This is a genomic window from Marinobacter sp. (assembly GCF_044799475.1).
Taxonomy (GTDB): domain Bacteria; phylum Pseudomonadota; class Gammaproteobacteria; order Pseudomonadales; family Oleiphilaceae; genus Marinobacter.
This window is the reverse complement of sequence record NZ_CP085217.1, coordinates 3,120,907-3,146,164: the sequence shown is the minus strand read 5'-3', so window position 1 is coordinate 3,146,164 and position 25,258 is coordinate 3,120,907. Positions and strand designations below refer to the sequence as shown.

At 60.4% G+C, this 25,258-nt stretch carries 19 protein-coding genes; 15 read left to right on the top strand and 4 right to left on the bottom strand.

All coding sequences use genetic code 11. From position 1 onward, the window contains the following. The first annotated feature begins 67 nt into the window (after positions 1–67). From recC to recD, 3 genes are read left to right on the top strand one after another with little or no spacing between them, the layout of a single operon-like run. Positions 68–3,586, top strand: coding sequence for an exodeoxyribonuclease V subunit gamma (gene recC, locus LG327_RS14530; RefSeq protein ID WP_404362950.1), 3,519 nt, complete (start codon positions 68–70; stop codon positions 3,584–3,586). Then, on the top strand, positions 3,583–7,368 hold the full coding sequence (gene recB, locus LG327_RS14525) for an exodeoxyribonuclease V subunit beta (RefSeq protein WP_404362948.1): 3,786 nt from the start codon (positions 3,583–3,585) through the stop codon (positions 7,366–7,368). The genes recC and recB overlap by 4 nt, the downstream gene beginning before the upstream one ends. After that, positions 7,365–9,641, top strand: coding sequence for an exodeoxyribonuclease V subunit alpha (gene recD / locus LG327_RS14520; RefSeq protein ID WP_404362946.1), 2,277 nt, complete (start codon positions 7,365–7,367; stop codon positions 9,639–9,641). The genes recB and recD overlap by 4 nt, the downstream gene beginning before the upstream one ends. Before the next feature lie 12 nt (positions 9,642–9,653). On the opposite strand, the gene LG327_RS14515 is transcribed toward recD, so the two are convergent. Together LG327_RS14515 and LG327_RS14510 are read right to left on the bottom strand one after the other, a co-directional pair. After that, positions 9,654–10,310, bottom strand: a complete 657-nt coding sequence (locus LG327_RS14515; RefSeq protein WP_404362944.1) for a transglutaminase-like cysteine peptidase — start codon at positions 10,308–10,310, stop codon at positions 9,654–9,656. Positions 10,311–10,319: 9 nt separating this feature from the next. Further along, positions 10,320–10,991 (bottom strand): type II secretion system protein N, encoded by a 672-nt coding sequence (locus tag LG327_RS14510; protein ID WP_404362942.1) that lies wholly within the window; start codon positions 10,989–10,991, stop codon positions 10,320–10,322. A 244-nt stretch (positions 10,992–11,235) separates the two neighbouring features. Between LG327_RS14510 and gspE the strand changes: the two genes are divergently transcribed. The 11 genes from gspE to gorA all read left to right on the top strand — a co-directional run bounded on the left by gspE (position 11,236) and on the right by gorA (position 21,135). After that, positions 11,236–12,741 carry a type II secretion system ATPase GspE gene (gene gspE / locus LG327_RS14505; protein WP_404362940.1) on the top strand — a complete coding sequence of 502 codons (1,506 nt, stop codon included), beginning with the start codon at positions 11,236–11,238 and terminating at the stop codon, positions 12,739–12,741. Positions 12,742–12,744: 3 nt separating this feature from the next. Further along, entirely contained in the window at positions 12,745–13,956 is a 1,212-nt protein-coding gene (gene gspF / locus LG327_RS14500; RefSeq protein WP_404362939.1) for a type II secretion system inner membrane protein GspF, read from the top strand. A 67-nt stretch (positions 13,957–14,023) separates the two neighbouring features. Next, entirely contained in the window at positions 14,024–14,464 is a 441-nt protein-coding gene (gene gspG, locus LG327_RS14495) for a type II secretion system major pseudopilin GspG (RefSeq protein ID WP_404362937.1), read from the top strand. 5 nt (positions 14,465–14,469) lie between these two features. Next, positions 14,470–15,003 (top strand): type II secretion system minor pseudopilin GspH, encoded by a 534-nt coding sequence (gene gspH, locus LG327_RS14490; RefSeq protein ID WP_404362935.1) that lies wholly within the window; start codon positions 14,470–14,472, stop codon positions 15,001–15,003. After that, complete coding sequence (gspI, locus tag LG327_RS14485; protein WP_404362933.1) at positions 15,000–15,380, top strand: type II secretion system minor pseudopilin GspI; 381 nt, start codon at positions 15,000–15,002, stop codon at positions 15,378–15,380. Before gspH ends, gspI begins: the two co-directional genes overlap by 4 nt. Then, entirely contained in the window at positions 15,377–16,120 is a 744-nt protein-coding gene (gspJ, locus tag LG327_RS14480; protein ID WP_404362931.1) for a type II secretion system minor pseudopilin GspJ, read from the top strand. The genes gspI and gspJ overlap by 4 nt, the downstream gene beginning before the upstream one ends. Next, positions 16,117–17,118: a type II secretion system minor pseudopilin GspK gene (gene gspK, locus LG327_RS14475; RefSeq protein ID WP_404362929.1), complete on the top strand. Its 1,002-nt coding sequence runs from the start codon at positions 16,117–16,119 to the stop codon at positions 17,116–17,118. The genes gspJ and gspK overlap by 4 nt, the downstream gene beginning before the upstream one ends. A gap of 56 nt (positions 17,119–17,174) precedes the next feature. Beyond that, positions 17,175–18,479 carry a type II secretion system protein GspL gene (gene gspL / locus LG327_RS14470; RefSeq protein ID WP_404362927.1) on the top strand — a complete coding sequence of 435 codons (1,305 nt, stop codon included), beginning with the start codon at positions 17,175–17,177 and terminating at the stop codon, positions 18,477–18,479. Between the two features lie 4 nt (positions 18,480–18,483). Next, complete coding sequence (gspM, locus tag LG327_RS14465; protein WP_404362925.1) at positions 18,484–19,008, top strand: type II secretion system protein GspM; 525 nt, start codon at positions 18,484–18,486, stop codon at positions 19,006–19,008. A gap of 55 nt (positions 19,009–19,063) precedes the next feature. Beyond that, a complete protein-coding gene (locus tag LG327_RS14460; RefSeq protein ID WP_404362923.1) occupies positions 19,064–19,732 on the top strand; it encodes a GNAT family N-acetyltransferase in 669 nt (222 codons plus the stop codon). 38 nt (positions 19,733–19,770) lie between these two features. Beyond that, positions 19,771–21,135 carry a glutathione-disulfide reductase gene (gene gorA / locus LG327_RS14455; RefSeq protein ID WP_404362920.1) on the top strand — a complete coding sequence of 455 codons (1,365 nt, stop codon included), beginning with the start codon at positions 19,771–19,773 and terminating at the stop codon, positions 21,133–21,135. A 51-nt stretch (positions 21,136–21,186) separates the two neighbouring features. Here the strand turns inward: gorA and LG327_RS14450 are convergent, their stop codons facing one another. After that, positions 21,187–23,151, bottom strand: a complete 1,965-nt coding sequence (locus LG327_RS14450; protein WP_404362918.1) for an ATP-binding protein — start codon at positions 23,149–23,151, stop codon at positions 21,187–21,189. After that, a complete protein-coding gene (locus LG327_RS14445; RefSeq protein WP_404362916.1) occupies positions 23,148–24,065 on the bottom strand; it encodes an ABC transporter substrate-binding protein in 918 nt (305 codons plus the stop codon). The genes LG327_RS14450 and LG327_RS14445 overlap by 4 nt, the downstream gene beginning before the upstream one ends. Before the next feature lie 448 nt (positions 24,066–24,513). Between LG327_RS14445 and LG327_RS14440 the strand changes: the two genes are divergently transcribed. After that, on the top strand, positions 24,514–25,209 hold the full coding sequence (locus tag LG327_RS14440; protein WP_404362914.1) for a J domain-containing protein: 696 nt from the start codon (positions 24,514–24,516) through the stop codon (positions 25,207–25,209). Positions 25,210–25,258 lie beyond the last annotated feature (49 nt).

Genomic DNA, 25,258 nt, shown 5'->3' with positions numbered 1-25,258 from the left:
TATCGGATCCCGACAAGTGCTCTGGCATTTGCCGACACTCGATTCCGTCAACGAAACAGGAGACAGCATGGCCGCGGGCCTTTCCAGTGCAGGTAAGAGCAGTCAGTTGCCCACCGGCCTGCAGGTGATTCATGCCAATCGTCTGGAGGACCTGAGAGCGCTGACGGTTGAGATCATCCGCCGTTTGCCGCTGGCGCCCCTGGAGGATGAAGTCTTCCTTGTGCACTCCAATGGCATTGCACAGTGGCTGAAACTGGCTCTGGCCCGGGACGAGGACGATCCGGAGCTGGCCGGGGTGGGTATCGCTGCCGGCATGACCTTCTCCCTTCCTTCCCGCTTTCTCTGGGAGGCCTATCGGGCAACCCTGGGAGAAGACGCCGTGGCAAAGCAATCTCCCTGGGACAAGGACCGCCTGACCTGGCGCCTGCTGCGCCTGCTGCCGAAGATCCGCCACGAACCGGTATTCGCACCTCTGGGCAGATTTCTCGAAGGAGAGGAGCCGGACCGTCGGCTGTATCAGCTGGCAGAGCGGATTGCCGATCTGTTTGATCAGTACCAGGTCTATCGGGCCGACTGGCTCGATGGCTGGCGGCAGCGCCTGGATACCATTTCGATCAGGGATGAGACCACGCCCCTTCCGGACGACCAGCTCTGGCAGCCTGAGCTCTGGCGCCGGCTGGACGCGGACATTGGCCAGCGCCAGGAGGTGGCCAGCCGGGCAGCGGTACATACCCGGTTCATGGCGGAGACTGCCGGTCTCGGGCCGGATACGCGCCCTGAACAACTGCCCAGACGAGTGATCGTTTTCGGAGTTTCGTCCCTGCCACAGCAGACCCTTGAGGTGCTGAGCCGGCTTGGACAGTTCGCCCAGGTGCTTCTGTGCGTCCACAACCCCTGCCAGTTTTACTGGGCAGACATAGTGGAAGATCGCGATCTGCTGCGGGCCATCAGCCGTCGCGGCAGAACGCGCGAGGGGATGCCGGCCAATCTTGACGAATCCAACCTTCATCTTCACGCCCAGCCGCTGCTTGCGGCCTGGGGCAAACAGGGTCGGGACTATATCCGCCTGCTGGATGAATATGACGACCAGGCCGCCTATGCTCACTGGTTTGACCGCATCGATCTGTTTGAATCACCCGCGGAGAATCCAGCCAAAGCCCTGATTCTGCATTCCCTGCAGGATGATATCCTCAATCTGCGGCCGGTGAGAGAGGCTGCTTTGCCGCAGCCGTCGGATTACCAGGGAGATGATTCCCTCGTCTTTCACAGTGCCCACAGTCCCCAGAGGGAGGTGGAAATCCTTCACGACCAGCTGCTGGCGGCATTCAGCCAGGATAAAAGCCTGAAGCCGCAGGACGTAATCGTGATGGTGCCGGACATCAACGCCTATGCGCCTCATATTCAGGCGGTATTCGGTCAGCTGGACCCGGCCGACGACCGGTTTATCCCCTATACGATTTCAGATCAGGGGCAGCGCCATCAGGTACCGGTACTGGTCGCGCTGGAAAAACTCCTCAGCCTGCCGGAGTCGCGTCTCGCAGTCAGTGATGTGCTGGATCTGCTGGATGTTCCCGAGGTGCGCGAGCGCTTCAGCCTGACAGAGAATGACCTGCCGCAGCTCCATGACTGGATCGAAGGGGCCAACATCCGCTGGGGCCTTAATGCGGAACAGCGGATGACGCTGGATCTTCCCGATGGCCTGTCCCAGAACACCTGGTTATTTGGCCTGCGCCGAATGCTGCTGGGCTATGCCACTGGCGATGGCGAGAGCTGGCAGGGGATTCAGCCTTACGGTGAGGTAGGCGGCCTGGAAAGCCGGCTGGCGGGCCAGTTGCATGACCTTGTGCGGATGCTGGAAGCTCACTGGCGCATGCTATCCGAACGGCGCACACCGGGAGACTGGGTGCGGCTGCTGAACCGGGTGAGGGCAGACTTTTTTGCCAATCCGGACGAGGAGGGCAGCCTGACGTTCAGCCGTCTCGACCAGGTGGTTGGCAACTGGCTGGACGCCTGCGAGGGGGGCGGTCTAACCGATACCGAGCTTCCCCTGTCTGTGATCAGGGAGGTCTGGCTGGACGGCCTCGACCAGGGCGGCCTCAGCCAGCGTTTTCTCGCCGGCAAGGTCAACTTTGCCACCCTGATGCCCATGCGGGCCATTCCGTTCAGCCGTATCTGTCTGCTTGGAATGAACGATGGGGATTACCCCCGCAGCCAGCCCCCCATGGACTTTGACCTGATGGCCAGGGATTACCGGCCCGGCGACCGATCCCGCCGGGAGGACGACCGTTATCTCTTTCTTGAAGCTCTTCTCTCTGCGCGTGACCAGTTATATATCAGCTGGATAGGACGGAGTATTAATGACAATTCTGTGCGGCCGCCATCGGTTCTGGTTGCCCAGCTTCAGGACCATCTGAACCTGATCCGGCCCATCGAGGGGCAGGGGGACGACAACCGGCTTTCCACCCGCCTGACCACTGAACACCCCCTTCAGCCATTCAGCCCGGCTTATTTCAGCCGTGAGGCGAACAGCCAGCTGTTCACCTATGCCAGGGAATGGCGCCAGGCCCACGATGGCGCCGGCGACCAGGGTGAGAAGAATCCCCTGGGAGACATTCCCGCAGACCTTGTGGCCGAACCCCTGAACCTGGCCGCTCTGGCACGGTTTCTGCGCCGTCCCACCGATGTATTTTTCAGTCAGCGGCTGGGTGTGCAGTTTGACGAGCTCAGAGGCGCCGCGGAGGACGAAGAACCGTTCGTCCTGGATGGACTGGACAACTGGGCCCTCACCGATGAGCTGGTACAGGAGGTTGTGGCCCGCCCGGCCCTCGACCGGTCTCTTGCTGAGCGCCTGGACGACCAGCTCCGGCACCAGGCCGACCGGGGGGAGTTTGCCCAGGGTGGGCCAGGAGCCCTTCAGCAGCGACGGCTGGTGAAGGATCTTCCGGAACTGGCCGAACGTTATCACAGCCTACTGGACCGCTACCCCCAGCGGCTGGATCTCCAGCTTGTTACAGCAGAGGCGTCCCGGAATGAGACAACCGTGAAGCTGGAAGACTGGCTGGATGATCTGCGTACCGATCAGAGCGGCCTGAGAGCCCAGATAATCCTGATGAGCAGTGGCCTCACCAATAACCGCAACCAGTATAAATGGAGTCACTTCCTCAAGCCCTGGGTGCGCCACCTGGCAGCCAGCGCTCTGGGCGATGGCGCAGTAACCACCCATGTGCTGAGCAAGGCGGGGGATGTCACCCTGCACCCCTTACCGGCGGAACAGGCTCGCTCCCTGCTGAAGGATCTCCTGTGTGCCTGGCTGGAAGCCCTGATACAGCCGTTACCAGTGGCGCCAAAAACCGGTTTTGCCTGGCTGGCGCGGGCAACCAGAGGCGAGCTGGAAAAAGCCGAGTCCGATGCCCGGGCGGCCTTTGATGGCGGCTACCAGGCCGTTGGTGAGTCAGCAGAGGTGGCTTCCCTGGGACGCGCCTGGCCGGATTTCGATTCCCTTTTCGAAACTGGCCGCTTCGCCCTCTGGGCTGACCGACTGTATCTGCCCCTCTGGCAGAACGTGAAGCAGGAGGGCGAAGAGTGAATGATCTGAACAGCACAGGCGGCAGCCAGCGGCTGGATCCTTTGATCTTTCCCCTGCACGGCAGCCGGCTGATCGAGGCCAGCGCTGGTACCGGCAAGACCTTCACCATTGCGCTGCTCTATGTGCGCCTGATCCTGGGCCATGGCGACATTGCGCAGACCGGCAGGCTGCTGACGCCCAGGGACATACTGGTGGTGACCTTTACCGAAGCCGCCACCAAGGAACTGCGGGACCGGATTCGCAAGCGCCTTGCCGAGTCCGCGGAGATATTCCGGGCCGACCCTGCCACCGTTCCTGAGCTGGAAAAAGGCCAGGATCTGCTGCACGACCTTCGTGCCAGTTATGACCCCGCAGAATGGGCAGGCTGCGCCCATCTGCTGCAACTGGCAGCGGAATCCATGGACGAGGCCGCGGTGCATACCATTCATGGCTGGTGTAACCGGATGCTCAAGGAACATGCCTTCGACAGCGGCGGGCTGTTCGATCAGGCGCTTGAAACCGACCAGAGCGAGCTTCTGGGTCAGGTAGTGCGGGATTACTGGCGCACCTTCGTTAATGAACTGGACGCTGACACCGCAGAAGCCTTCCTTGACGCAGTGCCTTCCCCGGATGACCTTCAGGGCCGTGTCCGGGAGCTTCTGAAACTCCAGACCCGGCTGCCGGAATCCGCTGCCACGCCGCGGGAAGTTCTGACTGCCCAGATAGCTGAACGTCGGGCGGTCTTTGATTCGGTGCGGGAAGTATTACAGCAGCAGGCGGATGACTTCCTGGTGGTGTATCTGGAAGCGAAAAAGTCCAAACGGGTAAATGGCACCAAAATGCGCGAGGACCGGGTCCGGGACTGGCTGGACCTGCTGCTGGAATGGTCCCACACCCGGGACATGGCTCCGCCGGATCTCACCGATGCCGCCTGGGGCCGTCTCTCCGCCGCAGGTCTGGAGGCCGCATGGAAGGGCCCGGCGCCCATTGACCACCCGCTGATCCAGTCCATGGCCCAGCTGGAAAGCCAACGCTCGCTTACAGCACCGGCAGAAGTATTCTGGCTTCATGCCGCTCGCTGGGTCGGGGCGCGCCTGGAGCGGGAAAAACAGCGCCGGGGAGAAATGGGCTTCGACGACCTGCTCACCCGCCTGGACAGTGCACTCCAGAAGGAGACAGGGGCCCGACTGACGGCAACCATCCGCCAGCAGTTCCCCGTCGCCATGATCGATGAGTTCCAGGACACCGACCCGGTGCAGTACCGGATTTTCGATTCCGTCTACCAGGTGGCTGACAATGTCCGGGAAAGGGGGTTTTTCATGATCGGAGATCCCAAGCAGGCCATCTACCGCTTCCGGGGGGCGGATATTTTCACCTACCTGGCCGCCCGCTCGGCCACCGAGGGCCGCCACGTAACCCTGCCGCGAAACTTCCGGTCATCGGCCGACCAGGTGTCCGCGAGCAACCGGGTGTTTGCGTTTGCGGAAGACTCCCGCAGTCAGGGGGCGTTTCTGTTTCGCCGTGGGCAAGACCGGAATCCGCTGCCTTTCATTCCGGTGGAGGCCCAGGGCCGGAGAGATGAACTGAGGATTGACGGCAAAGTTCCGGCGGCCATGACCTTCTGGTCTCACATCAACTCGGACAACAAGGGACAGGTAGAGCAGAAAACCGCCGAGGCATGCGCGAGCGAGGTGGTCCGGCTGCTGAATCTGGGAGTCCAGCGGCGGGCCGGTTTCGGGCTGACCGGCGATGCAGCGGGGGAGCTTCGCCCACTGTGCTCAGCGGATATTGCGATTCTGGTGAACAAGGGTGCTGAAGCGCGTCTCATACGCAACGCCCTGAGCGAGCGGGGAGTGAAAAGCGTCTACCTGTCCGACCGAGCGTCGGTGCTGGACACGCGCCAGGCTCTGGACCTGCTGCGGTGGCTTGAGGCCTGCGCAGAACCCGAACGGGACCGGCTGGTAAGGGCGGCTCTGGCAACGGCCACCCTTGATCTGGGCTGGGCTCGCCTGGATGAACTGCGGCGCAACGAGCTGGCCTGGGAAGATGAGATCGAGCGCTTCCGGCGGCTGCGGATTGTCTGGCGGGAGCAGGGGGTGCTGGCAATGATCCGGCGCATCCTGGTTGAATTCGGTGTGCCGGGCCGGTTGCTGCAGGCAAATGATGGCGAGCGGGCCCTCACGGATGTGCTGCATATTGCCGAGCTATTGCAGCGCGAGAGCCAGCAGGTGGACGGAGAGCAGGCCCTCATCCGGCGGCTTGGGGAGATGATTTCCGAGGCCGGACGGGAAGTGGAAGCGCTTCAGGTCAGACTGGAAAGCGACGCAGATCTGGTCCAGGTGGTCACGGTGCACAAGTCCAAGGGACTTGAGTATCCACTGGTGTTCCTGCCCTTCGCCACCAGTTGCCGTCCCGCCAGCAAAAAGGACAGCCCGTTGATGTGGCACGACGAAAACGGCGAACTGAAACTGACCTTCAGGTCAGACGACGACAGTCTGGCTCTGGCGGATCAGGAACGTCTCGGCGAGGATATCCGCAAGCTCTACGTGGCTTTGACCCGCGCCCGCTACGCCACCTGGGTGGGGGCGCCGGACATCAAGGGAGAGGAGAGGCGAAGCGCTCTGGGTTATCTTGCCGGGCTGGACGGTTCTGACTCACTGGCGGATTGCCTTCAGGCCATGGCCGCAGAGGAGCCTGCCATGACGGTGTCGGCCATGCCTCCCATTACCATCGACCATTATCAGCCACCACCGGCGCCGCCCCTGGCCGAGGCACTGCGCCCCCAGCGCGCTGCCCGGGCGCACTGGTGGATCGCCAGCTATTCCGCTATCCGGTATCACGCGGAACAACCACCTGGTTCGGAGGCCTCAGAACCAGCACCCGGGATCACAACCGGAGTGCTGAGTGAGCCGGAAACCCCCGCCGCCGAGCGTCTGCTGGAAGAGGCGGAAGGGCCCCGGGCTGCAGCCACCCGGCCGGTCCGCCATCCGCACCCGGAGGAGCGGCGGATACATGGCTTTTACCGCGGTGCTGAGCCGGGCACTTTCCTCCACGGACTGCTGGAATGGTGTGCCGAATCCGGGTTTGCCGGAATTTCACTGAAAGCCGGCGAGCTTGATGAAATGCTGGCCCAGCGCTGCGGCGTCAGGGGCTGGGAGGCCTGGGCAGGCCCGCTGGGCAACTGGCTGGCCGACATGATTGATACACCCCTGCAGCTGCCACTTCAGCCAGACGGAAGCAGGCCCTCGCTGGCACTTTCAGAACTCCGTCAGGCCGTGCCGGAGATGGAGTTCTGGTTTGCCAGCCAGCAGGTGGATACCCGCGCCCTTGACCGGGTTGTGCGGCAGTATACTTTGACAGACTCCGGACCGGAGGTAGTGGAAAACCGCCGGGCAGCGGAGCCCATGCTGTTGAACGGTATGCTCAAGGGCTTCATTGACCTGGTCTTTGAGCACGAGGGCCGTTACTACGTAGCGGACTACAAATCCAATTACATAGGCCCGGACGACAGCGATTATACCGCTGAGGCCATGGCCGCGGTGGTGGCGGAGAAACGCTATGATCTTCAGTACGCGCTTTACATGCTGGCGCTGCACCGGCTGCTCAAGGCCCGCCTGCGGGATTACGACTATGACCGGCATGTTGGGGGGGCCGTCTATCTGTTCCTGCGGGGCAACGGAGCGCCGGGGGGTGGAGTTCACTCCGACCGCCCGGACCGGAGGATGATCGAAGCCCTGGACCGGCTGTTCCGGGGCAACCGCCCCGTGAAGCCGGGCGCTGCTGAAACGGAGGCCCTTCGATGAACCCCGAACAGTTTGAACTGGGTTTTGACAGCCCCGAGCCATCGTCAGCCAGTCAGGACCCTTCACCAGGGCAATTGCCTGGACTTCAGGCAGAGGACCGGGCAATAGCGCAGGGCGCCCTCGAGAGCGCTGAGCAGCTGCTTGCGTTGCTGGAGCGCTGGGTGGAGCTGGGCTGGTTGCGATCGCTTGACGCGGCCCTCGTACGGTTCGTCGATGATGAAGCCCGCGGTGCCGGGCAGACGGCTGCGCCCCTGCTGTTACTGGGTATCGCTCTGGCGTCCCATCAGCTGGGTCGGGGGCATGTCTGCCTGGACCTCAATATCATGGCGCGGGAAGGCTTCAACGACGCGCTCTCGCTGCCGCCGGAAGATGAAACCGCGCCGGATGTAAGCCTGGTGCCCTCGGATATTCTCCGGAAGGTGACCCCAGAAGACTGGGAGGCGGCGCTGGCACAGCCGTTGCTGGTCAGTGATTCGGCGAATGCCGCGTCGGCGACCAACACGCCCCTGGTCCGGGACGGCCTCAGGCTCTATCTGCGCCGATACTGGCAGTACGAGCAGGCAATCTTCCGCCAGCTGACTGAGCGGCTGGAACGACCAACCGCCCTGGAGGATCCGGCCGCGCCTGCCTCCCTGGCTCTGAAGCGCGCTCTGACGAGGCTGTTTCCTGGCGGGGTATCGTCCGCTGAAGAGATCGACTGGCAGCGGATTGCCTGCGCCAATTCGGCACGATGGATGTTCAGCGTCATCACCGGGGGACCGGGTACGGGCAAGACAACCACCGTCGTGCGCCTGCTGGCCGCCCTGCAGAGTGTTGCTCTTGAAACCGGAGCGCCCGGACGGGCCTTGCGGATAAGGCTTGCCGCGCCCACCGGCAAGGCCGCCGCAAGGCTCAGTGAATCCATTTCCGGCGCCGTGGCCCAGCTGGACCTGGCAGGGCTGGATCATCAGCAGGCGATCCGTGAAGCCGTTCCGACAGGGGTTACCACCCTGCACCGGCTGCTGGGCAGCATTCCCGGCTCCAGACGTTTCCGCCACCACCGCCACAACCCTCTGGTGCTGGATGCCCTGGTTATTGACGAAGCTTCCATGGTGGATATCGAGATGATGGCCAGGGTGCTGGATGCGCTGCCGGCCCATGCCCGCCTGATCCTCCTGGGGGACAAAGACCAGCTGGCCTCAGTGGACGCCGGCGCGGTTCTGGGTGAGCTTTGCCAGCGGGCTGCTGAAGGCTGGTACAGCGAGCAGACCCGGGCCTGGGTGGCGGCGGTAACTGGCGACCAGCTGAGCCCTGGGCTCGTGCGTCCGGATGGCACGGCCGTGGACCAGGCTATCACCATGTTGCGCAGGAGTTACCGGTTCGCTGGCGACAGTGGCATCGGCCGGCTGGCAGAGGCCGTGAACAGCGGAGCGGAAAGCGCGGAGGTGCGGGCGCTTTTCCGTCATCAGTATCCGGATATTGCCCGGCTATCAGTGAACACAGCGGAACCTGGCAAGGCAATCAGCGATCACTGCGTGGAGGGCGGGGCTGGAGGTTTTACCCTCCCTGAAAATAATCGGGGCACAGGAACCTCTGCAGCACCGGCCCCCGAAGGCTACCGGGCCTATCTGGAGCAGATGAAAGCCACCAGACCGGGTGCCACGGCACCGCTGGAGGAATTCGATGTCTGGGCCAGAAACCTTCTGGATGCCTATGGCCGTTTTCAGCTTCTCTGTGGATTACGTCGTGGCCCCTGGGGTGTTGAGGGGCTCAATGTCACTGTGGCGGCAGCACTTCAGAGCGCGGGCCTGATCCGGGAAACAGCGGGCTGGTATGCCGGTCGGCCAGTCATGGTTACCCGTAATGACTATAGCCTGGGGCTGATGAATGGGGATATTGGCATTACCCTGGAGTTGCCTGCCAGACACTGGGTTCAGGGCAGGGAGGTGGCCGATCCGGCCAGGCTGGTGCAGCGGGTGGCCTTTCCTTCGGCGGACATCCGCGGAGGTGTCCGCTGGGTATTGCCCAGCCGGCTGCAGTCCGTGGAAACCGTCTATGCCATGACGGTTCACAAATCCCAGGGCTCGGAATTCAGCCACGCCTGTCTCGTCCTGCCGGACAGGCTCAACCCGGTGCTGACCCGGGAGCTGATATACACGGGTATCACCCGGGCCAGACACTGGTTCAGCCTGCTGTTGCCGGAGGCGAGCGTGTTTGATCAGGCAATCAGTCGAAGGGTAGTGCGGACGTCGGGGCTGGGGCGGGCTTTGGGGCTCAGCAGTTCAAGGAATTAACCAGACGGGACATTAACGCAGCGAATCGATCAGGCGCTCGTTGAGGTCGACCCAGCGGCTGAGCCCGGCAGCGTCGCCAATTCGCTTGAGGTCTCCCCCCAGACGGTTCCGCCAGAGGCCTTCGCCATTAAAGCTGTAGACCGGCTCCAGATCAGTTCGCTGGGAGGCCGGACGGATTTCGTTGATAAGATTGTCCAGAATGAGCGGGTCTGCATCCGGCGTGGGATACCAGGCCAGTACCATGTGGGCCTGATTGAGTTCCTGGGCTTTGACATAGGTAATCCGGAGCTGTTCGTCCGGCACTCCCATGGACCGGAGAGTCAGGTACTTGGCGATCGAGAAGTCCTCGCAGTCACCACCGTTGGTGGCCAGCAACTCCACTGGCGTGGCCCAGTAGTCCTCTTCCCCCCAGTGCTTGATGTCGTTGATGAACCTCGCCCGGTTAAAGAAGGAATTCACCAGCCGCAACTGCCGCTCGGTCTGGGCCGGCGTGGCCATCTCCTGGAGGCGCTGCCATTGCTCAAGCCTTGCCCGTGCCGGAGAGCCAAATTCCTTTTCAACGTAGGCCAGCAGCCTTGAACTGATTTCCAGAGCTGTTACAGCAGTGGTGGTTACTACTACTGCAAGCAGAGCCCCGCGAATGATCAGCCGCAAGCTCCCCGGTCGCATTTACCGGCCTCAGTTGGTGTTGTTCCGGAGGCGCTCACGCAGTTGCTCCAGGCGTTGCCGGATTTCTTCCCGGCGCTGCTCGGATGCATCTGTGCGTTCCGGTTGCTGAATGGGGGATGACGAGCCCTGTTGCACAGTCTGGGGCTGGTACTGATTCTGCTGACTCCTTGAGTCGGCGTCCTCATTGCTGATCACGGCCATGGCCCCGACATCTTTCAGCTCCGGGAAGTAGAGGTTTTCCAGTTTTCCGCCCCGTTCGATGATGATGCGCTGGGGATGGACGGAGCGCAGGGTTGCGCCCGCGGGCAGCTCGTCGCCCACCAGATAGGCCTCGGTGTTCCCCCTGGAATCTTCCACAAGGGCACTGGCGGGATACTCGCCGTTGGCCGCAAGAACCCCGCGCAGCACCAGCCGGAGATTGGTTTCGGGCAGATTTTCCGTATCTTCCGGCTCCGGCGCCGCCTCTTCCCCGGGAGCGCCGAACAGGTCAACCGAGGCAAGACTGATATCCGGCGTTTCGGCAGGCTCCTGGCGGGCTTCGCTGGCCGGCATACCGTCGGTGGAGAGTTCGGTTTCTTCGCCAGCCAGGATATGGTAACCCTGCCACGCAAGGCTTCCGGCCATGGCAAGGGACATAAAGATGGCAGCCAGCAGGGGTAGCCGGGCAGAACTGATTGACATCGGATTCCTTAACTCAGTGGAACGGTTTTCAAAAGCGCAATGTAGCAGGTTTTGGGGTCAGTATAGTCGGATGAGTAAGGCGCTGGGACCCGGTGCCGGAAAAACCGGTGATCTGATGCCCTGGTCGGAGTTCATGATCTCTCAGAAATCACCTGTGACGCACCTTTTTCAGTCGTCCTGTGGTAGCCTTTCGGAACCATTAAAAGAACAAGACCCTGCCGGCCCATATTGTACGAGGAAGACGTTGAACACAGAAGCCGAACTTCAGGCCCGGGGCGCCCCGCTGGGCCGCCTGCCTTTTACTTTTGCCAAGCGCAATGGAGTCATATTGACCCGGGATGACGACGGGAACCCCATGGTTCTGGTCCGCCCTGGTGCCATGCATTCTGCCCTGGCGGAAGCCAATCGGGTCAGCGGAGGGCGGGCCAGGTTTGCCCCGATCGACCCAGCTGCTTTCGACGAAGCGCTTAATGCCGCCTACCAGAGTGATTCCGCGGAAGCCATGCAGATGGTGGAAGGCATAGGGGATGACATGGATCTGGCATCCCTTGCCGATTCTGTTCCGGAAACGGAAGATTTGCTGGAGCAGGAAGATGATGCTCCGATTATCCGTCTGATCAATGCAATCCTGACGGAAGCCGTCAAGACCAATGCCTCCGATGTACACATAGAAACCTATGAAAAACGCCTGGTGGTAAGATTTCGGGTCGACGGTGTGCTGCGGGAAGTGGTTCAGCCGAAGCGGGCCCTGGCGCCACTTCTGGTGTCGCGGATCAAGGTCATGGCGAGGCTGGATATTGCCGAGAAGCGTGTGCCCCAGGACGGCCGTATTTCACTGCGGGTCGCTGGCCGGGAAGTGGACATCCGGGTTTCCACCATGCCGTCGTCCAGTGGTGAGCGTATTGTTCTGCGGCTCCTGGACAAGCAGGCGGGCCGAATCAGGCTTGAATCCCTCGGCATGGGGGAGCGGGATCTGAAGGTTCTGCGCAAACTCATTTATCGGCCTTATGGCATTCTGCTGGTCACCGGCCCCACGGGCTCTGGCAAGTCCACCACGCTCTATGCGTCGCTGCAGGAAATCAACGATCGCAGTCGAAACATACTGACTGTGGAAGACCCCATTGAGTACAACCTGCCAGGTATTGGCCAGACCCAGGTCAATCCCAAAGTGGAAATGACCTTCGCACGGGGGCTCAGGGCCATTCTGCGGCAGGACCCGGATGTGGTGATGATCGGGGAGATCCGTGATCTGGAAACATCCGAAATTGCAGTGCAGGCCAGCCTTACCGGACACCTGGTGCTTTCCACGCTCCACACCAACACGGCGGTGGGTGCGATCACGCGGCTTGTGGACATGGGTATCGAACCCTTCCTCATATCATCCAGTCTGGTGGGCATTGTCGCCCAGCGGCTGGTGCGGGTTCTGTGCGAAGAGTGCAAGGAAGCCTATACGCCCACGACTGAGCAGTGTGAATTTCTGCAGCAGGACCCGGCGACTCCCCCGACCATCTACCGGGCCACCGGCTGCGAGGAATGTAATCAGCTGGGTTATCGTGGCCGGCTGGGCATCTATGAGGTAGTGGAAGTCAACGAAGAGCTTAGCGCGCTGATTCACCGGCGGGCGGGCGAGCTGGAACTGGAAAAGGAAGCCAGAGCCCATGGTCCGAGCATTCACTCCGACGGGGTTGCCAAGATTCTGGAAGGTGTCACCACCATGGAAGAAGTCCTCAGAGTGACCCACCGGAGCTAAGGCATGCCTGCATTCGATTACAAGGCGCTAGACCAGCGGGGGAAACAGAAACAGGGCGTGCTCGAGGCCGACAGCGCGCGGGCGGTCAGGCAACAGCTCCGCGAGAAGGGTCTTGCGCCTCTTGCGGTGGAACCAGCCGTTGAAAAGCGGTCCGGAGCCAGCCCGATAAGGGGCCGGGGCAGTCTCAGCCCCTCGGACCTGGCCCTGGTGACGCGGCAACTGGCCACACTCATTCAGTCCGGTATTCCTATTGAACAGGCGCTTTCCGCGGTGGCGCAGCAGTCAGGCAGGCCCCAGGTGAAGGGCATGGTGATTGCCATCCGGGCCAAGGTAATGGAGGGCTACAGCCTGGCGGACAGTCTTGGGGAGTTTCCCCGGGCCTTTCCCCGGCTTTACCGCTCCACGGTGGCCGCTGGAGAGCACGCCGGCCACCTGGACCTGGTACTGAATCGGCTGGCAGATTACACAGAGAGCCGCCAGGAGGCGCGCCAGAAAATCCAGCTGGCAGCCATATACCCGCTGATTCTGAGCTTCGTGGCCATTGCCATCGTGGTATTTCTTTTGACCTATGTCGTTCCTGATATTATTGAGGTTTTTCTCAAGCAGGGGCAGGAACTGCCGGTCCTGACCAGGGTCATGCTGGCCATGTCGGAATTTCTGGCCGATTTCGGTGTCTATCTGGTGATCGCAATTCTGGCCGCCGTGGTGGTGTTCCGGGCGGCCCTTAAAAAGCCGTCCAACCGATTAAGGTTCCATCAGGCGCTTCTGAACATGCCGGTATTTTCGGGTATGGTCCGGGGAGTCAGTACGGCACGATATGCCAGTACGCTCAGCATTCTCACCACCAGTGGTGTGCCGCTGGTGGACGCCATGAGAATTGCCGGCGAGGTGCTTTCCAACGACTATCTGAGGCAGGAGCTCAGAGGCGCGGCCCAGAAAGTGAGTGAGGGGGGCAGTCTGCACCGGGCGCTGGATCAGACCGGGTATTTCCCGCCGATGATGCTGCACATGATTGCCAGTGGCGAAGCCAGCGGCGAACTGGACAGCATGCTGGAGCGCACCGCACGGATGCAGGAGAACACACTCCAGGCGAAGATCGCGGCCATCGTCGGGCTCTTTGAGCCAATGATGCTGCTGATTATGGGGGTGGTCGTCCTGATTATCGTGATGGCGATCATGTTGCCCATTTTGAACATGAGCAACCTGGTAGGTTAGCTCGCCGATCCAAAGCATCCAGCCAGTCTCCCAACCAATGTTGAATGATGAAATGAAGAGAGCAGCAATGATGAAACAGGGTATCAGCCAGCGTGGTTTCACGCTCATCGAGATCATGGTGGTGATGGTCATTCTTGGCCTTCTGGTGGCCGTTGTGGCCCCTAACATCATGGGGCGCAGCGATCAGGCCAAAGTGACCATCGCCAAGACCCAGATGAAAAATATTGCCAACGCGCTGGATCTGTACCGGCTCGATAATGGTCACTATCCCTCGACCCAGCAGGGTCTGGAAGCTCTGGCCTCGAGGCCCAGTGGCAGTCCGGAACCCCGCAATTACAACCCGGATGCCTACCTGAAGAGTGTTCCGGAAGACCCCTGGAACAATGAGTACCAGTACATCAGCCCGGGTGCCGAGCGGCCCTATAACCTTTATTCCTACGGCTCTGATGGCAGGGAAGGCGGTGAAGGGGATGCTGCTGATATCAGCGTATGGGACGTCAGGGACTGACCAGAATGCACCTTCGCAGCGCCTCCGGGTTCACGATGATCGAGATTCTGGTGGTCCTTGTCCTGGTGGGTCTGCTGGCGTCACTGGCGGTTGTTAACCTTGGGGGCAGCGCCGACCGGCGGGAACTGGAGAACACGGTCCGTGATCTCTATCTTCTGATGCAGACAGCGTCGGAGCAGGCCATCCTCAATAATCAGGAACTGGGCCTGGTCCTGGAAGACCGGACCTACCGTTTCGTTGTGTTCAACGACGAAGAGCGCAGCTGGGTGAGCCAGTCAGAACGTCTGTTCCGGCCCCGCACCCTGCCCGAGGGCACCGAAGTAACCTCCATCGTCGAAAACGACCTGCCCACCCTGGCCTCAGATGAAGAAGCTCTGCGGCCGGATATAGTGTTCTTCTCCAGCGGGGAAATCACTCCCTTCGAGCTTGAGTTCAGTAGCGGCGGCGAGACAGAGAGCGCCCACCTTCTGGAGTCCGACGGCGTGCGTGGTATTGAGTGGCTTGCGCCAGGCCATGCCACGGACGGAGGGCGTACATGAAGCGCAGGACAGCCGGCTTTACCCTGATTGAAGTACTTGTCGCCCTGCTGGTTTTCGGTCTGATTGCAGCCGCGGCCTCGGAAGTGGGCAGCCAGTATATTGGAACCTACGAACGTATACGGGACCGCACCCTCGCAACCTGGGTTGCTGAAAACCGCATGGCCGAACTCCGGCTGGAACAGGAATTCCCCGGCATTTCCGAAAACTCCGAAGAGCAGGAATATGGCCCCTGGCGCTGGCTGGTCACTACCAGCGTCAGCGGCACCGAGGAGCCGAGCATTCGCCGGGTGGACGTCAACGTGGCCCGGTTTACCGGAGATCAGGACGAGGCCCGGTCCGTGCATACTCTCTCGGGCTTTATCGGAGAACAGAAATGATCCGCCCCCGGAGACAGGGCGGTTTCACCCTGATGGAGGTCCTGATCGCGATCACCATCACCGCAGTCATTGGCCTGGGCGTATGGCAGGTAATTTCTGGCATTGTCCTGTCAAGAGACAGGGTGGATTCTGTCGCGGGAGAGTTTGAATCCCTCCAGCGGGCATTTCTTCTGCTGGAACGGGACATTCACCAGATCGTCAACCGCCCGGTCCGGAATATCTATGGCGATTTCGAGCCTGCGCTGAGCACCCGCGATGAAGCCTATGTATTCACTCTGACCCGTCAGGGCTGGCGCAACCCGCTGGGGCACAAACGTAGCGAGCTTCAGCGCAGCGCCTGGGAATACACCGGAGATGAACTGCATCGCCGTTACTGGGTGAGCGTCGACCGGGGACAGGAGGAGGGCAGCCAGAACGTGCGTCTGCTGGAGAATGTGGACGCCTTCACTGTCCGTTTCCTTGACCGTGAGCGCAACTGGACCGAAAACTGGCCTCCTGATAATGAGGGCGGACCGCCAGCCGGAAGCGACTCAAGCCCCCAGCGGCCCCTGCCCCTGGCCATGGAAGTGACTCTGTCCCACCGGCGCTTCGGAAACCTGGCCCGGCTGTTTTCCCTGCCTGCGTTTGATGAACAGGCAGCCCAGGGAGAGGCTCTCAGCGCAAATCAGGCATCTGAGGCTGAAACCGGGCAGGAGGGTGAGCCGCCGCAGGAAGCACAGAATGGAGGTGTTACCCAGTGACTCCGCCCATCCGGTATGAACGCCAGCGCGGAGTTGCGTTGATCATGGTCCTGCTTGCCATGGCACTGGTGGTCATGCTGGCTGCCGGCATGAACAAACACCAGAGTGTGAGAATTTTCAAGGCTGGCCACTATTTCTCCCAGAGTCAGGGGTACAGCATCGCTCTGGGGGCCGAGGCTTTCGCCAAGCAGATTCTGTTTCGTGATTTCGAGGAAGACAGGGAAGACAACACCTTTCTTGACAGCCCTGATGAAGCCTGGGCCAGGTATTCTGCGGTACTGCCGCTGGACAACGGCGTGGTTGAGGTCCAGGTGGATGATCTGGGGGGGCTGATTAACCTCAACGATCTGGTGGATCCCTCGGGGCAGGTCAATCAGGTGACCAGGGACCGCCTGAGCCGCCTGATGCAGATCCTGTCGATTACCAGCGTCAACGTGGATGCGATGATTGACTGGATTGATTCCAATGATGAAACCATCAGTGCCTACGGCGCAGAAGATGGGGAGTATCTGATCCAGGATCCGGCCTACCGGGCCGCAAATCAGCCGTTTGTCAGCATTTCCGAGCTGCGCCTGCTCAGCGGCATCACGGAAGAGGATTTCCAGCTGCTGTCGCGCTTTGTGGCGGCGCTCCCGGTGTCCGCATTCGGCATCAATGTTAACATGGCCCCCAGACAGGTTATCCAGGCCCTCCATCCGGAAGTGACCGAAGCCCAGGCCGAGGCAGTTGTACTTAAACGGGATGATGAGCGATTTGGCACTGTGCAGGACTTTCTGGCCGAGGATGAGTTTGCCGGGCTGGGCCTGAAAGCCGAAGGTCTGGCCCTGAGGACACATTTCTTTGAAGTCGCCTCCCGTATTACCTACGATGACCGGGTCGTTCACCTTGTCAGCATGGTGTACCGGAGCCCGAGCGGCGAACTGGCGACCGTCAGAAGGGACTCCGGCCAGAAAAACCGGATTACGAAAGAACGGTTTGGCGTTTCCGAAAGCCAGTAACTTTGAAAAAGCCGGAGATCCCGAATCCGGATCTCCAACCCGAGGATACGAGGTCCATGTCATATCGTCTCTACGCCCGGCCGGTGCCGCCTTTTGCGGACCTGACTACCATGCCGGAAGCCCAGCTGTTCAACTGGGTACTGCTCGATGCCAGCGGCGAAGCCCAGGCACGGGGAACTGAAGATCTCCGTACCGACATAGAGCGGACTCTGGGGCAGAATGCTCTTGAGCATGTGCGGCTCATTGGCCTGATTCCGGGAGACGAGGCGCTTTTCTGTTTCGCCAGCATACCGGCAAAGCAGGAACGCTACATACGCCAGGCTCTTCCCTTCGCAGTGGAGGAGCAGCTGGCCCAGGACGTGGAGTCCATGCACCTGGCCCTTGGTCCCCGCGGTCCCAGTGGATTCCAGGTGGCGGCAATCGACCACCAGCGTATGGGGCTCTGGGCAGCGCTTTTCCAGGGGTGGGAGCATGCCAGGCTGGAGGCCATCTATCCTGACGCGGGTCTGCTTCCGGTCAATGAGCAGGATTGGTCAATCTGCCTCGATGGTTCCTCCGCTCTGCTGGCAAGCCAGCGGGGAGAGTGGCTTAAAATGCACGTTGACAATCTCGCCATATTTTCCCAGACCCTCGCTCTGCCACCGGAAGAGGAGGTTGTTGCCGAGGTCCGCGTTGCCATCTTTGGCACAGAACAGGCGCTCAGGGAGCATGAGGGACTTATTGCCGGGATGAAAGCCTCCGGCCGCCTGACCATCGGTCAACAGCCCCTCGAACTCATGCCCCTGGAGCTGCTTGCCCACTCCCATCACTCCCATTACTGTCGCCCGGTCAACCTCTGTCAGGGGCCATGGAGCCTCCAGCGCGAGGGTAACAGCCCTCTGCGGCAGTGGCGGCCAGCCATTGCGGTTGCCGCCCTCTGGCTTGTGCTACAGCTGGGTATCGAGGCAGGCCTGGGGTTCTATCATCAGGACCGGGCTGAAGAGCTGAATGCCCAGGCCATGTCCATCTACCGCGAGGCATTTCCCCAGGACACCCGCACCCACGCCGGAAATGTCAGAAATGTTCTCCGCGGAGAATTGCGCGTCGCACAGCAACAGGGCCCCACCGCAGATTTTCTCTCGCTGATGAAACAGACAGGGCAGCAGTACTCAGCTCTGCCCGGGAGAAACCAGGTGCAGTTCAACAGCATCAACTATAGCCGCTCCAGAGGAGAGCTTGTGGTGGACCTCCGTGCCGACGACTACAACAAGTTGAGCGCTCTGCGCACCGGTCTGAATCAGCGGGGCCTGGAAGCAAACATCGGCTCGGTAGTCAACGAGCCCTCCGGCGCCCGTGGCCGACTCACGATTTCAGGAGGCTGAGGCCATGATTGGACCAATTCGGGAAATTCCCGCAGTGCAGAAAGCGGTGGCGCAGTTTGACCAGCTGCCACGCCGGGACCAGCAGGCTCTGACCGTCATGGCAATTGCCCTGCTGGTTGGTGTGCTCTATTTTGCGGTCTGGCGGCCGGTCACGGCATTTCATACCGAGGCCCTGGCGGATCATGAACAGGCAAGGTCGCTGGTGAGCTGGATGGAAAGCAATCGCAATGCCATTGAGCAACTGGCCGAGAATCGGCCCAGCGCCCGTAATGCCAGTCAGATCAGTGACAGCCGTGCCCTTATGTCCGCGGTGACCAGCAGCGCAGGCGAAGCCGGAATCAAACTTCAGCGTTTCGAACCCAGCGGGGAGAACGCGATTCGCCTCTGGCTGGAAGATGTTCCTTTCAATTCGGTGGCAGCCTGGCTGGAGCAGTTGACGGATGAGTATGGCATTGTGATTGATCAGGCGGCGCTGGACCGTGCTGACAAGCCGGGTATGATATCCGCCAGGTTGACCCTGCAGATCTGATTCAGAGCGGAGCCCGTATTGGCTTCGGTCACTGCCCCCACGAGTGGAGTTCAAGATGGCGCAAGGCAAGATCGATAACAAAAAGAATGCGGAGCCGGTTTTCGTCAGACTTGATGAAACAGCCATAAGCGAAGCAAAGTCCATCCTGTTTCAGTCCTACCGGCATGAACCAACGTTTCAGTATCTTTTCGATCGCAGTCGCCCGGGCTACGACCAGCGGGTGCGGGCGACCATCCGGGAGCTGATCAGCCTCTATCTGGACCTGGGACAGGATGCCATTGGTATTCTTCTCAAGGACACCCTTGTGGCTGTGGCGTTTATTGGAGATCCGGATCTTCGGTTGAACCTCAAGGATCAGCTAAGCTGGCGCATCCGCATGGTGCTTACGGCGGGGTTTTCCTCCACCCGGCGTTACCTCGACTATCACGAACAGATCAAGCGCCTGCTACCCGACAGCCAGACACATCAACTGCCACTGATGGGCGTGCATCCCAAATACCAGAACCGGGGCTATGGCCGCCTGCTGCTGGAAAAAGTGGAGCAGTTCTGCGCTGAGAATCCCCGGGGGTCAGGACTGGTGCTGGACACCAGCAATAGCAGCTACCTTCCGTTCTATGAATCAGAGGGCTTTCGCAGCCTCGGTCGGATCCAGCTCGGAGAACACGAAGATCATGTGCTGTACAGGGAAGTCGGGCCCGCTATTGGAAAAGCCCGGACCGCCTGAAGCAGGTACAACGAAACCAGCCGTTCAAAGGAGTAAGTGTGTCTGATAATCATGATTATGATCTGATCGTTATTGGTGCGGGATCCGGTGGCGTGCGTCTTGCCCGTATGTCCGCCCAGCGTGGAGCCAGAGTGGCAGTGATTGAATCCCGTTACCTTGGCGGCACCTGTGTCAATGTCGGCTGTGTTCCCAAAAAACTGTTTGTATACGGCTCCCACATGGGAGAAGACATTGAGGATGCGGCCGGCTATGGCTGGTCCGTCCCCGCCGATCAGATGCGTTTTGACTGGCCAACCCTGGTGGCCAACAAGAATACTGAAATTGAACGCCTGAATGGCATATACCGCCGCCTGCTGGAAAACGCCGGTGTCACCATCATTGAAGGTACGGCTTCATTCACTGATTCCAATACCCTGGCGGTCGGGGATGCCTCATACACGGCAAAGCACATTACCGTGGCCACCGGCAGCTGGCCGGTTACCCCGGATGTCCCCGGTAAGGAATGCATCCTCAGTTCCAATGAGATGTTCTATCTGCCCCAGCTGCCACGGCAGGCCGTGGTGTGGGGCGGTGGGTACATAGCGGTTGAATTTGCAGGCATTCTGGCTGGCCTGGGCGTTGAAACCACGCTGCTGTATCGGGGCGACATGTTCCTGCGGGGCTTCGATGACGATATACGCCGGTTCACCGCCTCGGAACTGCCCAAAAAAGGCGTCAAACTCCGGTTCGGAGTCACCATTGAAGCGGTGCGCTCCGAGGGCGCCGGTTACGCCGTTCAGCTTTCTGATGGCACAGAAATGGCCACGGGCCTGGTGATGGCGGCTACGGGGCGCCGGGCCCTTGTCGATGGTCTGGGCCTGGAAGAACTTGGCGTGCAGCTCAATGCCGGCGGCCATGTGGTGGTGGATCAGCATTTCCAGACTGCCGTGCCTTCCATCACAGCACTGGGGGATGTAATTGGCACGCCCCAGCTAACGCCCGTGGCACTGGCCCAGGCAATGGTTCTGTCACGGCGGCTGTTTGGAGATGGCGAGGGCGTGATGGACTACACCTGCATAGCAACGGCCGTTTTCTGCCAGCCCAATATTGGCACCGTCGGCCTGACTGAGGCCGAAGCACGGGAGTCACATGGCAAGCTGCGGATTTACCGCTCTGAGTTCAAACCCATGAAACATACCCTGAGCGGCCGGGATGAGCGCAGCCTGATGAAGCTGATCGTGGAGGACAGCACTGACCGTGTTCTGGGTGCCCACATGGTGGGGCCCGATGCCGGTGAAATTGTCCAGGGGCTTGCGGTGGCCATGAAGGCTGGTGCCACCAAGGCCCACTTTGACAGCACCCTGGGCATTCACCCCACATCTGCTGAAGAGTTTGTCACCATGAGAGAGCCGGTGGCCGAATAACCGGAGCGCCTGCTCTTTGCGCCGCTCCTGGCTTGACCGGTGAGCGGCTTTTCAGACCTGTATCCAGCGACTCAGAACCAGCCTCAGGGTCTCCTTGCGGACTGGTTTGGACAGGTAATCATTCATTCCTGCCTCTTTGCAGGCCGCCTCAGTTCCCGGCAGAGCATCCGCTGTCAACGCGATGATGGGTGTGGTCTGCGTGGAGGTAGACGCCTCCCATTCCCGGATTGCCCGGGTTGCATCGTAGCCGTCCATAACCGGCATATGGCAGTCCATCAGAATGACCGAATAGTGGCCAATGCTTGAGCGAACCCGCTCAACGGCCTGCTGGCCATCAGTGACGGCATCCGTATCGAAACCAAGCCGGGTCAGCAGAGCCGCCGCAACCCGCTGATTGACGGGATTATCCTCAACGACCAGGGCCCGGGCGGAAGGCCTGCCCGTCGAAGGGGAGGCGTCACCACCCCTGGCTTCAAGGGCCTCGCTTACCGGCACCGCGGCTGCTCTGGAGGAGATTTCAAACGGAAGCTCGAAACGGAAGGACGAACCGGCCCCCAGGTCGGTCTCAACCCTTATGTGCCCACCCATCAGTTCTACAAGGCGCTGCACCAGCGCAAGACCTATGCCGGTGCCACCATGCTCTCTCGAGTGAGAGCTATCAAGTTGCTGGAAGCTGCTGAACACCTCTTTCATCCGCTCGCTGGGGATACCTGCACCTGAGTCCCTTACCTCGCAACTGAGAACCATGCAGCTGTCATCCAGGGGCTGCCATTCCGCCAGAACCTGCACTGTCCCCTGATCGGTAAACTTGACGGCATTGTCTATCAGGCACGCGATGATCTGTCGCAGCCTGGGTGCATCGCCACGTAACCGCGTCCATTCCGGCCACTGGCCTCTGAACAGGGTAGTCAGCTCAAGACCCTGTTGATGGGCAAGGTGACGGAAAGTGGCCGCACAGTTTTCGATTACTTCGCGAACATCGAACTCGGTGTAGTCCAGTACGAGTTTGCCACGGTCAATCCGGGAGAAATCCAGGATATCGCTGATAATGGTCAGCAGATCCTCAGTTGACCGCCTCGCAGTTAGCAGGTAGTCCTTTTGACGGGGCGAGAGAGGCTCTTCGGCTACCAGTTCGACCATCCCCAGTACGCCGTTCAGGGGAGTTCTGAGTTCATGGCTCATGACCGCGAGGAACTCGGATTTGGCCAGATTGGCGGTTTCCGCCCTCTCCCGTGCGCTTTCGGATATGGCCAGCGTGTTGTCCCGGGACCGCTTGAGAGTTTCCAGATGACGGGCAAGGGCATTGAGGTTCCGGGCAAGTTCGGCAACCTCGGCGGAGGCCCCCTTCCGATCAATCTGGGTCGTCTGGTAGTTGCGGGTTATCAGGGTTTTTACATGTTCTGAAAGCGCTCTGATCGGCCCCACAATCCGACCCAGCATGCGGCTGATGACGATCAGAGTGAATGCCAGCAGGGACAGCCCCACACCAAGGGATGTCCAGATGATGTCCGAGCGTCTGGCAGCGAGGCGTTTCTCGGACACCCCGACCTGCACAGTACCCACCCGCAAAGCGCCGGAACCCAGGCTGTAATTGGGCTCAAACCAGTCAATCCGGTCCTCTGATTCAATGGTCAGGGGCTGCTGCAGGATTTCCGACTCAAAGACATCTGTCTGGGACTCGGAAGGAGGTACAGCCTGGTCGTCCCGTGAAACAAAACCTACCTGGTTATCCATGACATCGAGCACGCGGATCCATTCAACGGAACTGCGCGCCAGGGAATGGTCAAGAATCTGCTCCAGGGCCTTGTCGTTGCCCGACACCACGGCGTATTCCACCGCTGGTGCCAGGTTGTCCGCCAGTACCTGGCTGCTGTTGAAAAGGTCCCGCCGGGCGTCATCAAGCCGGGCAGTGGTAAAAAAAGTCATCAGCACCAGAAACATGACCACAGCCGGCAGGGCGCCAAGCCATAACAGCTGCCGGGTGAGAGATTTGCGATTGTGCGTATCGACAGTCACAGCGGCTCGCCCTGTCTGGTTTCCTTTGTGTTTTCCCGACCCTGCTCCAGCAGGTCCAGCAGCCGGGCGCGAAGAACGCCGGTGTCTGGAAGGGGGATATTCAGTGAACGGCCAACCTGCTGGTTGACCTCCACCTGAATGTTTTCCGGATGTCCCGTCGGAAGCAGGGCGCCCGTCTTCCGGAACTGTTCAATGTGGCGGGCAGCCTCGGTAATCACGTCTGGAATCGGCGTGTAGGTTGACGCCAGCGCCCCCGCCCTGACAAATGCCCGATCAGGACCAATGACGATCCGGTTCCGGCGATAGGCGGTGAGCAGGATGTGTTTGATGGTTCTGGAGTTGAATATCGCATCGTCCGGATGGGCAAGAAGGAAATCGCCATAATCTAGCGCCCGGGAAAGCGCTGGAATAAGGGAGTCGTGGCCAGAGACAAAGAATAACCTCGCATCTATTCCGTGAGCTTTCAGATCACTGATCAGTTTTTCAAAAGCGGTTTCCTGGCCAGGCTGAATCAGCAGGGAGATACGGGAGCTCTGGGGGAGAATCAGTTGCCCTAGCAGGGCCTGTTGCAATAGCGGCGGATTGTGATAGACCGCCTCCAGGGGAGGACCCTTCCGATCGAGGTAGCCTGAAAACTGGCGCTCGGTGATCATCAGCGCCAGCGTCGGCGGTCTGGGCTGCTGTTGCTGCACGAGGCTGAGGGCGCGGGCTCCAAGGCTGATTACCAGAGTCCGGGGCCGCGCATTGCCCCGTTCGCGGGTATATTCGAGAATCTCGACGCCGGGCCCGACCTCTTGCTGAAGGAGACTGAGGAAACGCTCGTTGAAGGCATAGTTGCCGGAGCCGGCAAGGAGTATGGAAATCTGGTCAGAAGAACTGTCGTGAGGAGCTCTGCCCGGCTGCTCCTGGGCCATAACGGGAGGCAGGAAACACCATAGTATCAAGCACAGCAGGCAGAGCAGGCCTTTGCAGCCGGATTGCATAATGGTACTGCCCGATCCTGTCATACCTGCCCTGGCATAACTGCCTTTTTGACTAGGTCCGCTCCGCAGAGATGAAATGTTGCGCCAGAAATCAGGGAAGAAAAGAAGAAGATGAATCCCTGGTCAGGACGGCAACAGGAATCCCAGTTTAAGCCTGTGGGGTATTTTTTCCAATGTTAATCCCCGGACTGTAAGCTCTGCGCTGCCTTATCCCGAAAATCTGTTGCAGGCTACGCCGACACACAGGCCTCCCGGGGTTTATAATAGCTGCAGTAGGTGCATCATGGATGAGCTGTCCTGCGCACCTGGGGTCTGTCAGGCTGCGGCCACAACGTTCTGTGGCTCCCTGTTAATTTTCCTGTTGCTGGAGTATTTATAAATGAATTGCTGGGATGTCCTGGGAATAGACCCGACCCGCGACCGCCATGCCATCGAGCAGGCTTTTGCGCAGCAGGAGAAATTTGCTTCGGGCGCGGAGATGGAAGAGCTTGAGCAGGCTTATGGACAGGCTCTGGCAGAGGCAGGTATCGAGTCTCCACGACGTCAGCCTTCCGAAAGAGAGCCATTGCCGGCATCCGTGCCAGAGGCGAATAACGGGATATCCGGCGAAGACCGGGCTGCCGGAACCTCACTGGAGCTGGGTTCTCGGGAGCATCAGATTGCCAGAGAAACCGTATTGCAGGTCAGAGCGCTGCTCAATGACAGTCAGCGGTCACGTGATCTCAATATCTGGCGCGCCATTCTGACCGAGCCTCCGGCAGACCAGCCAGGGATCCGGAATGCCATCGGTGAATCCCTGGACAGGGAGCTCAGGCCCATGGCGGAGAATGGCAGTTTTCCGCCGGATGTAACCCTGTTTCTTGGCGACTGGTTCGGCTGGCAGGGAGTCTCCAGGGAGGCGGGCCGGCTTGCAGAGGAGGAGTCTGCGGGCGTCAGTGAAGAATCTGACGCCAGAGAGGAAGATCTTCCCCCCGGAAAACCCCAGATGGTCAACTTCTGGCCGGCCATTCTTGGCTGGATAGTGGGCCTGATCATCCTTACCAGTCTTTTTTCCGGGATGGGAGGCGGGGGCTGACACACCGGCAGTGCTCGTAGTGGTTGTCTTCGCGCCGGTCGTCCCCACC

What these genes read in the sequence shown, in the direction of transcription:
- recC (WP_404362950.1), top strand. Translation starts at nt 68, where the DNA reads ATGGCCGCGGGCCTTTCCAGTGCAGGTAAGAGCAGTCAGTTGCCCACC.
- recD (WP_404362946.1), top strand. Translation starts at nt 7,365, where the DNA reads ATGAACCCCGAACAGTTTGAACTGGGTTTTGACAGCCCCGAGCCATCG.
- LG327_RS14515 (WP_404362944.1), bottom strand. Translation starts at nt 10,310, where the DNA reads ATGCGACCGGGGAGCTTGCGGCTGATCATTCGCGGGGCTCTGCTTGCA.
- LG327_RS14510 (WP_404362942.1), bottom strand. Translation starts at nt 10,991, where the DNA reads ATGTCAATCAGTTCTGCCCGGCTACCCCTGCTGGCTGCCATCTTTATG.
- gspF (WP_404362939.1), top strand. Translation starts at nt 12,745, where the DNA reads ATGCCTGCATTCGATTACAAGGCGCTAGACCAGCGGGGGAAACAGAAA.
- gspG (WP_404362937.1), top strand. Translation starts at nt 14,024, where the DNA reads ATGATGAAACAGGGTATCAGCCAGCGTGGTTTCACGCTCATCGAGATC.
- gspH (WP_404362935.1), top strand. Translation starts at nt 14,470, where the DNA reads ATGCACCTTCGCAGCGCCTCCGGGTTCACGATGATCGAGATTCTGGTG.
- gspI (WP_404362933.1), top strand. Translation starts at nt 15,000, where the DNA reads ATGAAGCGCAGGACAGCCGGCTTTACCCTGATTGAAGTACTTGTCGCC.
- gspJ (WP_404362931.1), top strand. Translation starts at nt 15,377, where the DNA reads ATGATCCGCCCCCGGAGACAGGGCGGTTTCACCCTGATGGAGGTCCTG.
- gspL (WP_404362927.1), top strand. Translation starts at nt 17,175, where the DNA reads ATGTCATATCGTCTCTACGCCCGGCCGGTGCCGCCTTTTGCGGACCTG.
- gspM (WP_404362925.1), top strand. Translation starts at nt 18,484, where the DNA reads ATGATTGGACCAATTCGGGAAATTCCCGCAGTGCAGAAAGCGGTGGCG.
- LG327_RS14460 (WP_404362923.1), top strand. Translation starts at nt 19,064, where the DNA reads ATGGCGCAAGGCAAGATCGATAACAAAAAGAATGCGGAGCCGGTTTTC.
- LG327_RS14445 (WP_404362916.1), bottom strand. Translation starts at nt 24,065, where the DNA reads ATGGCCCAGGAGCAGCCGGGCAGAGCTCCTCACGACAGTTCTTCTGAC.
- LG327_RS14440 (WP_404362914.1), top strand. Translation starts at nt 24,514, where the DNA reads ATGAATTGCTGGGATGTCCTGGGAATAGACCCGACCCGCGACCGCCAT.